This is a genomic window from Amycolatopsis sp. SB7-3 (assembly GCF_041021335.1).
Classification (GTDB): domain Bacteria; phylum Actinomycetota; class Actinomycetes; order Mycobacteriales; family Pseudonocardiaceae; genus Amycolatopsis; species Amycolatopsis japonica.
The window spans coordinates 614,611-628,829 of the sequence record NZ_JBFPJQ010000001.1 but is presented as its reverse complement, the minus strand read 5'-3'; the positions used below and the strand labels follow the sequence as shown (position 1 = coordinate 628,829).

15 protein-coding genes and 2 tRNA genes are annotated in these 14,219 nt (G+C 67.8%); 8 read left to right on the top strand and 9 right to left on the bottom strand.

Translation table 11 applies throughout. From position 1 onward, the window contains the following. The first annotated feature begins 157 nt into the window (after positions 1–157). A complete protein-coding gene (locus AB8M46_RS03000) occupies positions 158–499 on the top strand; it encodes a hypothetical protein (RefSeq protein WP_394359483.1) in 342 nt (113 codons plus the stop codon). A gap of 4 nt (positions 500–503) precedes the next feature. On the opposite strand, the gene AB8M46_RS02995 is transcribed toward AB8M46_RS03000, so the two are convergent. After that, complete coding sequence (locus AB8M46_RS02995) at positions 504–1,460, bottom strand: ArsR/SmtB family transcription factor (protein ID WP_394359482.1); 957 nt, start codon at positions 1,458–1,460, stop codon at positions 504–506. A 49-nt stretch (positions 1,461–1,509) separates the two neighbouring features. Between AB8M46_RS02995 and AB8M46_RS02990 the strand changes: the two genes are divergently transcribed. Next, a complete protein-coding gene (locus AB8M46_RS02990) occupies positions 1,510–1,938 on the top strand; it encodes a hypothetical protein (RefSeq protein WP_394359481.1) in 429 nt (142 codons plus the stop codon). 169 nt (positions 1,939–2,107) lie between these two features. Here the strand turns inward: AB8M46_RS02990 and AB8M46_RS02985 are convergent, their stop codons facing one another. Continuing rightward, the gene (locus AB8M46_RS02985; RefSeq protein ID WP_394359480.1) at positions 2,108–3,280 is read right to left on the bottom strand and encodes a hypothetical protein; all 1,173 of its coding nucleotides are present in this window, start codon (positions 3,278–3,280) and stop codon (positions 2,108–2,110) included. A 132-nt stretch (positions 3,281–3,412) separates the two neighbouring features. Here AB8M46_RS02985 and AB8M46_RS02980 point away from each other — a divergent pair, with 132 nt between their 5' ends. Further along, entirely contained in the window at positions 3,413–4,141 is a 729-nt protein-coding gene (locus AB8M46_RS02980) for a DUF5984 family protein (protein ID WP_394359479.1), read from the top strand. A 142-nt stretch (positions 4,142–4,283) separates the two neighbouring features. On the opposite strand, the gene AB8M46_RS02975 is transcribed toward AB8M46_RS02980, so the two are convergent. Next, positions 4,284–4,356 (bottom strand) — tRNA-Lys (locus AB8M46_RS02975). 237 nt (positions 4,357–4,593) lie between these two features. Here AB8M46_RS02975 and AB8M46_RS02970 point away from each other — a divergent pair. Continuing rightward, on the top strand, positions 4,594–5,772 hold the full coding sequence (locus AB8M46_RS02970) for an Ig-like domain-containing protein (RefSeq protein ID WP_394359478.1): 1,179 nt from the start codon (positions 4,594–4,596) through the stop codon (positions 5,770–5,772). A 51-nt stretch (positions 5,773–5,823) separates the two neighbouring features. Here the strand turns inward: AB8M46_RS02970 and AB8M46_RS02965 are convergent, their stop codons facing one another. From AB8M46_RS02965 to orn, 3 genes are all read right to left on the bottom strand, one after another. Further along, complete coding sequence (locus tag AB8M46_RS02965; RefSeq protein ID WP_394359477.1) at positions 5,824–6,207, bottom strand: hypothetical protein; 384 nt, start codon at positions 6,205–6,207, stop codon at positions 5,824–5,826. 113 nt (positions 6,208–6,320) lie between these two features. Next, positions 6,321–6,396 (bottom strand) — tRNA-His (locus tag AB8M46_RS02960). Positions 6,397–6,473: 77 nt separating this feature from the next. Then, positions 6,474–7,082, bottom strand: a complete 609-nt coding sequence (gene orn, locus AB8M46_RS02955; RefSeq protein WP_081975886.1) for an oligoribonuclease — start codon at positions 7,080–7,082, stop codon at positions 6,474–6,476. A 112-nt stretch (positions 7,083–7,194) separates the two neighbouring features. On the opposite strand from orn, the gene AB8M46_RS02950 reads away from it, so the two are divergent. Both AB8M46_RS02950 and AB8M46_RS02945 read left to right on the top strand, forming a co-directional pair. Then, complete coding sequence (locus tag AB8M46_RS02950; RefSeq protein ID WP_394359476.1) at positions 7,195–8,724, top strand: helicase HerA-like domain-containing protein; 1,530 nt, start codon at positions 7,195–7,197, stop codon at positions 8,722–8,724. Positions 8,725–8,771: 47 nt separating this feature from the next. Then, on the top strand, positions 8,772–9,149 hold the full coding sequence (locus AB8M46_RS02945) for a DUF3224 domain-containing protein (RefSeq protein WP_394359475.1): 378 nt from the start codon (positions 8,772–8,774) through the stop codon (positions 9,147–9,149). 86 nt (positions 9,150–9,235) lie between these two features. On the opposite strand, the gene AB8M46_RS02940 is transcribed toward AB8M46_RS02945, so the two are convergent. From AB8M46_RS02940 to AB8M46_RS02930, 3 genes are all read right to left on the bottom strand, one after another. Continuing rightward, positions 9,236–10,177: a S1C family serine protease gene (locus tag AB8M46_RS02940; RefSeq protein ID WP_037341693.1), complete on the bottom strand. Its 942-nt coding sequence runs from the start codon at positions 10,175–10,177 to the stop codon at positions 9,236–9,238. A gap of 80 nt (positions 10,178–10,257) precedes the next feature. Further along, on the bottom strand, positions 10,258–11,586 hold the full coding sequence (locus AB8M46_RS02935) for a M20 family metallopeptidase (RefSeq protein ID WP_394359474.1): 1,329 nt from the start codon (positions 11,584–11,586) through the stop codon (positions 10,258–10,260). Continuing rightward, complete coding sequence (locus AB8M46_RS02930) at positions 11,583–12,353, bottom strand: class I SAM-dependent methyltransferase (RefSeq protein WP_378424715.1); 771 nt, start codon at positions 12,351–12,353, stop codon at positions 11,583–11,585. Before AB8M46_RS02930 ends, AB8M46_RS02935 begins: the two co-directional genes overlap by 4 nt. A 142-nt stretch (positions 12,354–12,495) precedes the next feature. Here AB8M46_RS02930 and AB8M46_RS02925 point away from each other — a divergent pair, with 142 nt between their 5' ends. Together AB8M46_RS02925 and AB8M46_RS02920 are read left to right on the top strand one after the other, a co-directional pair. Continuing rightward, on the top strand, positions 12,496–13,437 hold the full coding sequence (locus tag AB8M46_RS02925; RefSeq protein ID WP_052120804.1) for a DNA-3-methyladenine glycosylase: 942 nt from the start codon (positions 12,496–12,498) through the stop codon (positions 13,435–13,437). A gap of 35 nt (positions 13,438–13,472) precedes the next feature. Then, a complete protein-coding gene (locus AB8M46_RS02920; RefSeq protein WP_037341700.1) occupies positions 13,473–14,186 on the top strand; it encodes a M50 family metallopeptidase in 714 nt (237 codons plus the stop codon). The last annotated feature ends 33 nt before the right edge of the window (positions 14,187–14,219 follow it).

Below are 14,219 nucleotides of genomic sequence, written 5' to 3'. Positions count from 1 at the left end.
ACCACCATGTCCGATGATCATGGCCTCTCGGTGGCTCCTTGGCCAGGACGGCCTGCCCTGTCTGCGGTTTTCCGCCCTGGCGCAAAAGTCTCGACCGGCCGGCTAGGCGGGCGGCAAGCTGTTCCCATGCCCGTGAAGGGCCAAGGGGAGGGGAACGATGATCCGGAAAACGATGCTCGTCGGCGGCGCGATGATCTCGGCGCTGGTACTGGGGACCTCGACCGCGGAGGCGGCGACCGGCTACACCATCTGGCAGGAAAAGGACTACGCGCAGTACGACACCGTCCGCGACGCCGCCGCGGTGTGCGACGAGGAGCAGGACGGCAACGGCGTCTACGCCCAGTACAACCAGAAGAACGGGACGAAGCTGACCATCGGCGACAGCAATGGTTCGAAGGTCGGCTGCGGCAACGCCACGATCCCGGACGTGACGTCCTTCCGGATCTGCGAGGACGACGCGGGGGACGACAGTTGCTCGCTGTGGCGGATCGTGCGCTGAGGGCTCAGCCCAGCAGCGCGGCACCCATCGGCGTGAGGTTGTGCAGCACCACGGCGCCGTGGCGCCGGCTGGCGATGAGCCCGGCGTCGCGGAGCACCGTGGTGTGCCGCGAAACCGCGGCCGCCGAAATGCCGAGCCGGTCGGCGAGTTCGCCGCTGGTGGGGCAGCCCGCGACCGCGTACAGGACGGCGGCGCGGGTCCGGCCGAGCAGGGTGGCCAGATGTTTCGGCAGGGGAGCGGGTTCGTGCTCGTGGGACACCGGGAAGACGAGGACCGGTGGAAGGTCGTCGTCGGCGAGCGCGACGGGGGTGTCCCAGCAGAAGTAGGAGGGGACGAGCCGGATACCGCGACCTTCGAGATGGAGGTCGCGGTCGACGGGGTAGCGCACGGTCAGGACCGGTGCCTCCCAACGGAAAGCGGGCCGGAGCGACTCGAGAAGACCGAGGGTTCCGCTTTCGACGGCGAGACGTGACCGCAAGGCGCGGTCGGTGTCGACCTGGGTCCGCACGTTCGTCCAATGTGGAGCGACCAGGGTGTCGTGGGCGATCCGGAGCGCCCCGGCGACCTGATCGAGCGCCGCGCTCGCACCGGCCGCCAGCCCCTGTGTCCAACCGGGCAGACGGTGGTGTTTCGCCATCAGCGCGACTTCGCGCCCGAGCCGATCCGCCGGCGTCCCACGGAGCGCGGACAGCCCCGCCTTCAGCCCGCACGCGGACTCGGCGGGGGTGAGAAAGTCCGGGAAGTACCGGGCAGGCGGCGCGATCGTCTGCAGGAACCGCACCGCGGCCCTGGCGTCACGCTCCCGCAGGCCTTCCCGCACCCGGCGCCGCCAGCGCGCGAAGGCGGGAATGCCGTCGAGCGTGAGCTTCTGCATGGCCAGCACCGTTTCCCACAGCGGATCCGGTGCGGCCGCGACGCGGACACGGGCCAGGTCACGGTCGGTGAAGTGAATACGAAGCATGACGCCTCCCCCATGGAGTCGTCATTCATTTATCACACTGGAGGGGAACATGAAGAGGATTCTGAGCAGGAACCTGCGGCGGGCGGCCACGGCGATCGCCGTGGCGTCGGCGGCGACACTGGCGTTCACGGGCACCGCCTCGGCCGCGACCGGCGCGGCCACCGCGTCCGGGAGCGAGGTGTACGGCTCGGCCAACTGGACCTGGACGTTCAGCGGCATGACGGGCATCAACATGGCCGTGCGGGACACGAAATGCGACGGCAACCCGGTCTACGTGTTCTTCGAGGCCGACCTCGGCATGGGGACCATCGACCCGACGCCGTACCGCTGGAACGAGAGCGGATGCGGCACCACGAGCTACTGGAGCAACCTGAAGTACAACTCGGGCACCAAGCTCAGCAGGGTCCGCGTCGTGACCTGCGTGGACGACGCGGGTTGGGACACCTGCTACCGGAGCGGATGGCAGTACAACCGCTGAGCCGTAGATCGAACCGGTGATGCCGACGGTGGCTCCTTCTCGTTGAGTCGCAGAAGGAGCCACCGTCGCTCACCGGTCGTTCACTTGAAGCGTCGTCGCCGACGATGAACTTCAACTAATCGGGTTTGACACCACTGATGACGCCATGGCGCTACGGTCGCGGGTCGGTCTACCAGTTACGGATGGATTCGAGGCCTTCGACGAGGTGTTCGCCTGCCCACGTGAGATCGCGTCCGAGTTCCTCCTCGGCGGTCTGCACGATGCCGGCTAGCGCGTCGATGAGTTCTTCGCGTTCCACTGTTTCGATGAAGGGATTCCGGCGATCCATGTGGTTGAAGGCCTCGCCGTACTCGCGCCCGAGCGAGTGCAGCCTCGCCAGCTGATCGGCCATCTCGGGGGCACGTAGTTCGGTCAGCACGGCACGACGGGTGGCCTTGTACTGGGCGACGGCCTTCTTGAAGCGAGCGGTACTGATGTTTTCGCGCCCATCCCAGTCACGCAGCGGATTGTCCCGATTCTCCGCGACCCATTCCGGCTTTCGTGGCGCGCGGATGTCCACGTCGGTGCCGTTGGGGATCTCCGTGCGCCAGGTCGCTCGCATGGCGGTGGCGTATTCGGCAGGCACGCTGGACAGGGACAGCGTCTCGAGGTGCGGAACACGCTCCGGGGTGAGCCGGTCCATGCTGGTCATGCCGAAGAGGTCCGAAATGGAGAGCCGCTGAAGCGCGGCGAGCCGGTTGAGGCTCTCGGCATTGGTCAATGTGCCGAGTTTCCCGTGCAGGGTCAGCCGTTTCAGGCCGGGATAGGCAGCGACCAGACGGGAGCAGTCGAAGGTGTCCGCGACGGCGATCGTCACGTCGTAGACGTCCCCGTCGAGGCCTGGGCGACCGCCGATCTCCTGACGGAAATCCTCGTCGCTGAACGTTCGGACGCCCGGGTCCACCCAGGAGTCGTGATTGCCGCCATCCCAGGAGCGCTGCAAGGCCAGTTGCAACCCGAGCCGCCACGCGGAGCCGTAGCTGTTGGAACCTTCCGTTCGCAGCAGCGGCCGGTTGCCGATCACCTTGTGGCTACGCGGAAGAACCCAGTTGAAATGGCAATGAGACAACTCGTTTTTCCAGCTGTGATGGGCCAGACGCAACGGCCTGAGATCACCCAGGTCCAGCAGCGACGTCGGCTCTCGACCTGACCAATCCAGATCCAGCACATCCACCTTCTTCCAGTCCGCATCGATGCCGGTGATCTGCCCGGCGGTCCATGCTCCAAGCGGGTCGGAGTACGCCGCGACAACGTCACCGACCACGATGGGCCGAGGAGGCGAGGAGAACGATCTGGCAGCCATGCGTAGAACCTACTGTTCCGCAGCTGCCCGCGACCTCTGGCGCAACCCCCCGGCACGGTATGCCCGGAGTGGCTCGGAGCGTCAGAGGCAAATGGCTCGACAGCGGTTCAAGCTGGTGAGCACACTGTCCCGGTGATCCGTTTCCACTTCCGGCTAAGGCCGCTGGCCGACGTGGAGACCTGGGGTGATCGCCACCCGCACTGGTTCGGTTTGACCGATGGCTGGTACTGGATCGACGTGAACGGACACAAACTGTTCCACCACCCGTCGAACACCGTTGCGGGAAAGCCTGCTCCAGTCGACTACTACGTCGCCCGGCTGTGGGAGGACCTTCTGGAAATGCTGCCGTCCGTGCTAGAACCCGTGCCCGCAGACCTCGTCGACCGCATGACCCGCGACCATGACGCCTGGTGCGAGGAAGCTGTCGAGGACGCGGAGGCAGCGCTCGACTGGTACAGCAGCCACTTCATGTACACCGGTTACCTCGCCACATCACCACGCGTCGTGTTGTGGCGGTCGATCGCCGACCAGGACATGATCACCGTCGACTGGCGGCACGCCGCCGAACACGGACTCGACTGCACTGTGCCAAGGCAAGGACAGGCAAGCGTCCCCACCGAGCTGTTCCTGCGCGCCATGGAGGAGTTAAACCGAGAGCTGATCGACGCGATGGGCCGGCGCATCACCGAGATCGAAGCCCGCGGGCCGAATCCAGACACCCACCTCGAACAGCTCCGCCAGGAACACCGGCAACGTTCACGATCCCTGGCCGCCACACTGCAGCATGTACCCGCGACGGACTGGACAGCCGTTCGCGAAGGTGTCGCGCGCATCTTCTCGACGCGAACTCCGAGGCCGTAGCCGCCCCGCCGCAGACTTCGCACACCGATCGTCCACGCTCGGGCTCCGATGCGACCACAATGGACGGTGAGTAAGTGGAAGGATTGCATCCACATAACACAAAGCCCCACGTTCTCGATACCGAAAACGTGGGGCTTGGGTGTGCGCCATCAGGGACTCGAACCCCGAACCCGCTGGTTAAGAGCCAGCTGCTCTGCCAATTGAGCTAATGGCGCCTGCTTGTCCCGCCGCTTTGGTGTTCCCCTCGGCGACGTGGAAAACATTAACACAGGGTGGCTGGGGCCCGTTTCAGGGGGGTCCCCTAACGCCGGGCCGGGACGTATTCGGCCATCCGGCCGCGAGCGTTGCGGCCGGTCAGGCAGACTATAGCCAGACGTAGGGGTTGGTACCACGCGAAACGGGCGGTGTGCATGAGGGTCTGGGGAGCGACGGGGCGGTCGCGGGTGGCTTTGGTGGCTTTGGTGGCCGGGTTCACTCTGGCCGGGTGCACCAGTACACCGTCGGGTGAACAGCCGTCGCCGGGTGGCGCCCCCGGGGGTTCGCAGCAGAGCGGAGCACCCGCGCCGGAGCCGAAGCCCGCCGTGATGACGCTGACCCCCGCGCAGGGAGCGGCGAACGTGGCGCCCGGCGAGCCGGTCACGGTGGCCGTCGCGGACGGCAAGGTGGGCGAGGTCAAACTGACCGGCGCCGACGGCAAGGTCGTCGCGGGCAAGCCGAAGGAAGACGGTTCGGGCTGGGAGTCGGCGGAGCCGCTCGGTTACGGCAAGAGCTACACCGTCACCGCGGCCGCGACCGGTACCGACGGCAAGCCGGTCACCGCGACCTCGACGTTCTCCACGGCCAAGCCCGGCCGCCAGATCGGCGTCTCGATCAACCTCGTCGAAGGGGAGACTGTCGGCGTCGGCCTGCCGTTGATCTTCACCTTCACCGGCAACGTGCCGGACAAGGCCGCGACCGAGAAGGCGCTGAAGATCGTCACCGAGCCGCCGACCGAGGGCGCGTTCCACTGGTTCGGCGAGAAGACCGTGATGTGGCGGCCCAAGGAGTACTTCAAGGCGGGCACCAAGATCTCGGTCAACGCCGCGATCTACGGCAAGAACCTCGGCAACAACACCTTCGGCCGTGAGGACAAGCCCGCCAAGGTGGTCGTGGGCGACAAGCTGGTCGCGACCGCGGACGGCGGCACGCACCAGATGAAGGTCGTGGTGAACGACCAAGAGGTCAAGCAGATGCCGATCTCGATGGGCAAGCCGTCGAGCAGCACCCCGGCCGGGACCTACACGGTGATGAGCGAGCACACCGGGTACACGATGGACTCCAGCACGTACGGCGTCCCGACGGACAGCAAGGCCGGCTACCGGACGTTCGTGAAGTACGCGGTGCGCATGTCGAACAGCGGCATCTTCTACCACTCGGCGCCGTGGTCGGTCGGATCGCAGGGCAAGCGGAACGTGAGCCACGGCTGCATCAACCTGTCGACCGAGAACGCGAAGTGGCTGATGGACACCTCCAAGAAGGGCGACATCATCACGGTCACCAACTCGGGCCCGCAGGTGCTGGAGCCGACCGACGGCTGGTCGGTCTGGCAGATGTCGTGGGACGACTGGAAGACCGGCGGCGACCGGAACTGACCTGTTCTTCATGAGGGTCCTGTCAGGACGGTTTTCGTCCTGACAGGACCCTCATGGCGTTCCGGGTGGCAAAGTGCCGTAGAAGTGCTCCCACTGCACCTCGCCGCTGGTCTTGTAGCGGCACTTCTGGGTGCCGGTGTCCCAGATCTTCTCCGGATCGCGGCGACACTTCTGATACTCGAGGTCGGCGAGGTACTTCTGGGACTGGGCCTTGGTGCAGTTCGGGTAGCCGGGCTCGCAACGCCAAGGTGACTTTGTGACCGAAGAAGTCGTCGGCTTGGGCGGGGTCACCGGCGGCGGCACCGAAGTCGACGGCGTCGCCGTCACGGTTGTGACCGGGGTCGGCGTGATCGCCGGTACGGGTACTTGGTTCGGCGGAGACGTCGTGCAGGCGCCGGCCACCACGAAGACTCCCAAGACCAGCCAGCGTCTCATGGCATCCTCCGCGCGAGTTCCTACCTGAACTCGTGCGAGCGCCACTCCGCGTTACCGATACTCGGATAAAGCGAAACCCCAGCCTGCCGGAAAACCGGCCGAACTGGGGTCGATGGGGTGAGCGACGGGTTTCGAACCCGCGACCTCCTGGACCACAACCAGGTGCTCTACCAGCTGAGCTACGCCCACCATCGCCGGGCTCGGGGAACCCCCCATCACCTCGGCCGCACTATATTAGCGTGCCCGTTTCCGGGGCTCGCAACGGGTTACCGTTCGTGGCGTTCCTGCACTTCAGCGGCCGCGGCCTTGGCCTGTTCGGTGGTCGGGCCGGGCTGCGGGACGAAGGCGACGCGACGGTAGTAGTCGAGCTCGCCGATGGATTCCTTGATGTCGGCGAGCGCGCGGTGCGCGAGGCCCTTCTCGGGCTTGGCGTAGTAGATCCGCGGGTACCAGCGCCGGACGAGTTCCTTCACCGACGAGACGTCGACCATGCGGTAGTGCAGGTGCGCGTCGAGCAGCGGCATGTCGCGGGTGATGAACCCGCGGTCGGTGGCGATGGAGTTGCCGGCGAGCGGGGCGACGTTGGCCTCGGGCACGTGCGCGCGGATGTACTCGAGCACGCGCTGCTCGGCTTCCTCCATGGTGACCGTGGAGCGCCGGACCTCTTCGGTGAGGCCGGAGCGGGCGTGCATTTCGCGGACGACCTCCGGCATTCCGTCGAGGGCTTCCTCGTCGGCGTGGATGACGATGTCGACGCCTTCACCGAGGACGTTGAGTTCGGCGTCGGTCACCAGCGCGGCTATTTCGATCAACGCGTCCTTGCCGAGGTCGAGCCCCGTCATCTCGCAGTCGATCCAGACTAGGCGGTCGTTCACCCCGAAACCCTAACCCGACCCGGGGATTCGTGGCGCGCGACGTGCGGGTTCGGCGCGTTGCTGGCACCGTGTGCATCCTCAGGTGAGTCATGTCACAGATCGGGGAGCGACAGTGGCCGAACAGGGTCCAGCCCAGGAGATCGCGCAGGGATATGTGAGCGACGGGGCGGCGGTGGAGCTCGGCGCCGTCGTGATCGACGGCAAGGCCGACGCCGGCGCGGCGGTCCGCCTGCCGCTGGCGACGCTGAACCGGCACGGGTTGGTCGCGGGCGCGACCGGTACCGGCAAGACGAAGACCTTGCAGCTGATCGCCGAGCAGCTGTCCGCCGCGGGAGTGCCGGTGGTGTTGGCGGACGTGAAGGGCGACCTGTCGGGACTCGCCGCGCAGGGCGAGAGCAACGACAAGATCGCCAAACGCGCGGAGGAACTGGGCGACTCCTGGGAGCCCGCCGCGTTCCCCGTGCAGTTCCTGTCACTCGGCACCGGCGGCAAGGGATCGCCGATCCGGGCGACGATCACGAGTTTCGGCCCGATCCTGCTGTCGAAGGTGCTGGGCCTCAACGAAACGCAGGAGTCGACGCTCGGCTTGATCTTCCACTGGGCCGATCAGCGCGGTTTGGCGCTGCTGGACACGAAGGACCTTCGCTCCGTCATCACGCACCTGACGAGTGACGAGGGCAAGGAAGACCTCAAGGGCATCGGCGGCGTCTCGGCCGCGACGGCCGGGGTGATCCTCCGGGCGCTGTCCAATCTGGAGGCTCAGGGCGGCGAGGACTTCTTCGGCGAACCCGAGCTGGACGTCCACGACCTGATGCGCGAGGCCGACGGCAAGGCGATGGTGACCTTGCTGGAGCTGGACAACCTCCAGTCGAAGCCCGCGCTGTTCTCGACGTTCCTCATGTGGCTGCTGGCCGAGTTGTTCGAGGAACTGCCCGAAGAAGGCGACCTCGACAAACCGAAGCTGGTGTTCTTCTTCGACGAGGCACACCTGCTGTTCAACGACGCGTCGAAGGCGTTCCTGGAGCGTATCGAGCAGACCGTGAAGCTGATCCGGTCGAAGGGCGTCGGCGTGTTCTTCTGCACGCAGCTTCCAACGGACATCCCGAACAACGTCCTGTCCCAGCTCGGCGCGCGGGTGCAGCACGCGTTGCGCGCGTTCACGCCCGAGGACCAGGCGGCGCTGACGAAGACGGTGAAGACGTACCCGAAGACGAAGCACTACGAGCTGGACTCGGCGCTGACGTCGCTCGGTATCGGCGAAGCGATCGTCACCGTCCTTTCCGAACGGGGCGCGCCGACGCCGGTCGCGTGGACCCGCCTGCGCGCGCCGCGTTCCAAGATGGGCTCCATCGGCGCCGAAGCGATCTCCGCGGCGACGACGTCTTCGGACCTGCACGCGAAGTACGCCGAGACGATCGACCGCGAGTCGGCCTACGAGAAGCTCGCCGCGAAGGTGGCCGCACCGCCTGCCGGTGAGGCTCCTCCGCCGCCTGAAGCCCCTGCTCCGAAGCCGGAGAAGCAGGAGCCGGGGATGGTGGAGCAGGCGATGAAGAACCCGGCGGTGAAGTCGTTCCTCCGCTCGGCGGCGAGCGCGCTCGGCCGGGAGATCACGCGCGGTCTGTTCGGGAACCGGCGGCGGTGAGGAATACCTGACGCGATCTGTCAGGTATGCGCGGCAGACTCGGTGCCATGACCAACAGCGCGACTGCGTCGTTCACCGTGGACGGCTGGGATCCCCAAGCCGCCGAGAAGGCCGAAGGCACCGAGTTCTCGAGGGTGCTCCTGACCAAGACGTTCACCGGCGACATCGAAGGCACCAGTGCCGTCGAGATGCTCACGGCGGTGAACGAGACGTCGTCGGCGTACGTCGCCTTCGAGCGGCTGGCCGTCTCCGTCGGCGGGCGCAAGGGTGGCTTCGTCCTGCATCACTCGGCGGGGGAGAACGGGCATCACCTGATCGTCTTGCCGGGCTCCGGCCACGGTGAGCTGACCGGCATCACCGGAACGGCGGAGATCGTCCAGGACGACGAGGGCAACCACACCTTCACCCTCACGTACGAACTCTGAAAGCCCGTGAAGGCCTCCTTGCTAAAGGAGGCCTTCACGGACTGTGCCTGCTGGGCCGCCCCCTGACAGCGGTCCAGACGGCGGGGTCAGCCGACGATCTGCTCGACGATCTTCTTCGCGTCGTTGATGGGGATCGCGAAACCGATGCCGATGCTGCCGGTCGAGGCCGGGTTGTACAGCGCCGAGTTGATGCCGATGACGTTCCCCTGCGCGTCCACCAGCGCGCCGCCCGAGTTGCCCTGGTTGATCGGGGCGTCGGTCTGGATCGCGGTGTAGCTCGGCCCGGCTTCGTTCGTGGTCCTGCTGTAGGGCGAGCGCCGTTCCTGGCCGCTGCTCAACTCGTCGAGCTTGCGGTTCAGCGCGCTCACGATCCCGGTGGTCACGGTGTTCTGGAGCCCACCGGGCGAACCGATCGCGACGACCTGCTGGCCGACGGCGAGCTTGCTGGAATCGCCGAGCGAGGCCGCGGTCAGCCCGCTCGCGTTCTTCGCCTGGAGCACGGCGATGTCGGCCTTCGTGTCGGCGCCGACCACGCTCGCCTTGTACTGCTTGCCGTCGGACAACGTGACGGTCACGTCTCCCTCGGCGTCCGCGACGACGTGGGCGTTGGTGAGGATGCGCCCGTCCGCCGTCAGGATGACGCCGGAGCCGACGGCCTCACCCTGCGCGGTGGTCACGTTCACCTGCACGACGCTCGGCGTCACCTTCGCGGCGACCCCGCTGACGTCACCCGAAGTGTTGTTCCCGACCAGTTGCCCGTTGGCGACCGCGGACGAACCCGTGCCCGACGCCGACGACGTGGAGCCGAGCCCCATGATCGCGGCGCCGCCGACCCCGCCGACGAGTGCGGCGGCGAGTGCCGTCGCGCTGACGAGGACGGCGACCCGGCCGCCCTTCTTGCGCGGTGGCGGGGTGACGAGTGGATTCGGCGCGGCCTGCCAAGGGGTGTAACCGGGGTACTGCTGCTGGTGCGGCGGCTGGTGCCCACCGGTTGAGGCGGGGCCTGGCCGACTCTCGTTCTCGGTCATGGAACAAGATTCGCGCCCGTACTTGTGAACCGCCTGTGGAATCCCCCTGTGCTTTCCTGAGAAGAATTACCTGAGAAAACTCAGTCGAAGAAGGCAGGCACGTCCAACGCTCCGCCTGAAGCCTCGAACTCGTCGTGCACTGCGGCGCGGAGTTTCGCGTCGGCCAGGTAGTCGACGGCCGTCAGCGCCAGCCCCAGCGCCCCGTCGACGACCGCGCGATCGCCGTCCGGGGAACCGGCCGCGGCCGCGAACTCCTTGGTGTGCAAGGCGGTCGTCGGTCCGGCGATGGCGATCATCGGGTGGATCGCGGGCATCCGGTACGAAAGGTTGCCGAGATCCGTCGAACCGGTGAGGAACTCGGGCACGATCCCCGGCGGCAGCGGTTTGCGGCCGGCGTCGACCTGATGCACCGACCAGCGTCCGGCGAGCGTGGTGTTGAACCGGATCGGCAGATACGCGGGCTGGGCGTCCCACCTGAGTTCGACTCCGCAGCCGGTCATCTCCGCCGCGCCGCGCGCGACCGCCGAAACCCGCTCGGCGAGGTCGCGCAGCGTGTCCGGCTGCGCGGACCGGAGATAGAACAGCAGCGCCGCGCGTTCGGGGACGACGTTCGGCCGTGCGCCGCCGTCGGTGAAGACGCCGTGGACACGGTCACTGGAGGGCAGATGCTGCCGAAGCGCCGCGACACCCTGGTACGCGGCGACGGCGGCGTCGAGCGCGTTGCGCCCCATGAACGGCTGAGCCGACGCGTGCGCGCCGACACCGTGGAACACCATTTCCAGCTGCCGCCTGCCGAGGAACGGGTGCATGGCGATGTCGTGGCTGAACGGGTGCAGCATGAGCACGGCGTCGATGTCGTCGAAAACACCGGCGCGGGCCATGGTCTCCTTGCCGCCACCGCCTTCCTCCGCCGGTGTGCCGATCAGTGAGACCCGGCCGCCCAGCCGTGCGGCGACCGCGGCCGCGCCGAGGAAGCCGCCCGCGCCGGCGGTGCAGATGACGTTGTGCCCGCAGCCGTGGCCGAGCCCCGGGAGCGCGTCGTATTCGGACAGGACCGCGATATGCGGGCCGCTGCCGGGGGTGCTCGCGACCAGGGCGGTGTCCAGTCCGCCCGCGCCGATCGTCACCTCGTGGCCGTGCCGCCGGAGCAGCTCGCCGAGCGCGCGGACCGAGCGGTGCTCGGCGAAACCCTCTTCGGGGTTAGCGTGCAGGTCTTGGCTCAACTCCACCAATTCCGCCCCCAGCGCGTCGATCTCGGCGACGACGGCGTCCCGTGTGGCGGCGTCCGCGCCGTCATGGGGCGAGCCGAGTGGTTCGGCCGCGGCGACGGCGTCCGCGGTCGCTTCGACCAGTGAACGGAGGTAGCTGTCGTCGGGCGGGATCGGCGAAGCGTGCTCAGAGCGGATCATTTCCGGATGTTAACTCCTAGCTCGCCCGTGACGATCTGCGTGACGCCGGAGTACCGCTCGTCGACGTGGTCGAAGCCGCGGCGGAACAGTTTCGCCGCGATCTCGCCGCGGTCGAACATCCGCTGTCCGCTCAGCCTGCCGAGGACGGTGTCCGCCAGCCGCATCGGCTGATCGCCGTGCCGGGCGCTCGTCAGCATCACCAGCGAGCCGCCGGGTTTCAGCACGCGAGCGAACGAATCCAAGGCGGCGTCCGGGTCGGCGAACATGTGCAGCGCGGCGAAACAGCAGACCGCGTCCACAGTGGAATCGTCCAGCGGCAGGTCGACGGCGTCGGCGCGCAGATACGTCACCGAAGCGGGATTGGGCGCGGCGAGCGCCTTCTCCAGCATGGTGACCGAACCGTCGAGGCCGATGGAGAGCCCGTCCGGGCCGACGGCCTCACCGAAGGCCCTCGTGAACCGGCCGGTGCCACAGGCGACGTCCAGCGCGACCTGCCCGGGGCGCAGGCCGAGCGCTTCGAGCGCGATGCGGACCTCGTCGGCCATGCTCGGGCCGTTCAGTCCTTTCGCGACCCTGCCCAGCGTCGGGCGCCAGTACCGCTCGTAGATCATCGGCACGGCGGAGGTGCGCATGAGCCGCTGTGCGAGCCCGGTCGGCGGCCCCGCTTGCGGGATTTCTCCCAGCAGATCAAGGAATCCCTCGCCCTCGCCGGTGGTCGTGATACCCGGCCGCAAGAGGCTCTTCAGACGTTCGCGTTGGTCCGGCATGGCTGCTCCCTTCACGGTGTCCACCCGAGAATCTGCCATGACCGGTCCGTTCGCGACATTCCCGCCGCCGCGACCCGAAACTGTCGGTGCCCGTCTCTAACGTCGGAGGGAGTCGCCGTTCCCCAGCCGAAGGAGCCCGAAAATGACCGGCTCGATCCTGCAGCACCCCGCGTCGACCACGCTTCGCATCCCGGTGCGCGGCCCGTTCGACCTCGACAAGTCCATCCGCTTCCTGACCGACTTCCCGCCCGCGTGCCGCGCGGACGCCGCCGCCGAGCCCGGCACCCTGCGCTTCGCCTTTCCCGCCGAAGCGGGTTGGGAGCATGTCGGTGCGGCCGTCAGACAGAGATCGCCCGGCACGATCGAGGTGGAGGTCTTCGCCGAAGAAGGGCTCGCCGTCGAGGTCGGCGCCCAGGTCCGGCGGATCCTCTCGGTGGACGTCGACGGCGTCGGCTTCGCCAAGATCGGCACGGCGGATCCGGTGGTGCGCCGCCTGCAGCGGGAGCATCCCGGGTTGCGCCCCGTGCTGTTCCATTCGCCCTATGAAGCGGCCTGCTGGGCGATCCTGAGCCATCGGACGCGGATGTCGCAGGCCGCCACCGTGAAAAGGCGGCTGGCCGAGGAGTTCGGCAGGCCGGTGGACGTCGGCGGGCAGGTTCTCAGGTCGTTCCCGGCGCCGGACGTGCTGGCCGGGCCCGAAGCCGGGCGCGGGCTCCCGGAGGTGAAGGCCGGGCGGTTGCGCGCGGTGGCCAACGCCGCCAAGGACGGTCTGCTCGACGCCGCGTACCTGCGTGCGATGCCGGTGCCGGACGCGTTGCGCTGGCTGCAGCTCTTGCCGGGGATCGGCCCGTTCTCGGCACAGCTGATCCTGATCCGGGGCGCCGGGCATCCCGACGTCTTCCCCACCGGCGAGCCGCGGTTGCAGGAGGCCATGCGGGCCGCGTACGACCTGCCGGAGGCTCCGCCCGAGGAGCTGGAGGAGCTTTCCGCGGTCTGGCGGCCGTTCCGCAGCTGGGTGGCCTTCGCCCTGCGCAACGCCCCGGAGTTTCGCACGCGGGGGATCGGAGGTTCCATGACCGCCTGACACGGGACATATCCGGCCTGTGGTGAGCTGGTGAGGTGAGCTCGTCTCCCGCCGAAACGGTTTCCGACATCGCCCAGTCCACTCCGCCCGGCACGATCACCCTGGTCACCGGTGGTCTCGCACTGCTCGTGGTGCTCTCGGGCAGGCCTTGGCGGCTCGCCCGCAACCTGATCACGCTCGTCCACGAGGCGGGCCACGCGCTGGCGGCGGTGCTGGTCGGACGACGGCTGCAGGGCATCAAGCTGCACTCGGACACCTCCGGCGTCACCGTCTCCCGCGGCAAACCGGAGGGGCCGGGGATGGCGTTCACCGCGCTGGCCGGGTATCCGGCGGCCGCGGTGCTCGGGCTGGTGTTCGCGGGGCTGCTCTCGTCGGACCTGATCACCGTCGTGCTGGTCGTGATGGCGCTGATGCTGCTGGGTGTGCTGGTGATGGTGCGCAACACCTACGGGGTGTTCACCGTGATCGCCAGCTCGGTGGTGCTCGGGCTGGTCGCGCTGGTGGCGCCGTCGTGGTTCCAGGCGATCTTCGTCTACCTGCTGACCTGGTTCCTGCTGTTCGGTGGTGTCCGGCCGGTGGTCGAGCTGCAGATCAAGCGGCGCCGGGGAGCGGCGAGGGATTCCGACGCCGACCAGCTCGGCAGGCTCACCGGGATGCCCGCGGTGCTGTGGGTGCTGGTGATGGCCGTCCTGACGGTGAGCTGTCTCTTCGCGGGCGGGTTGTGGCTGCTGGAGCCGACCGTCGCCTGACCGGGGCGGTACGGCAGACTGATGGCTCGTTCC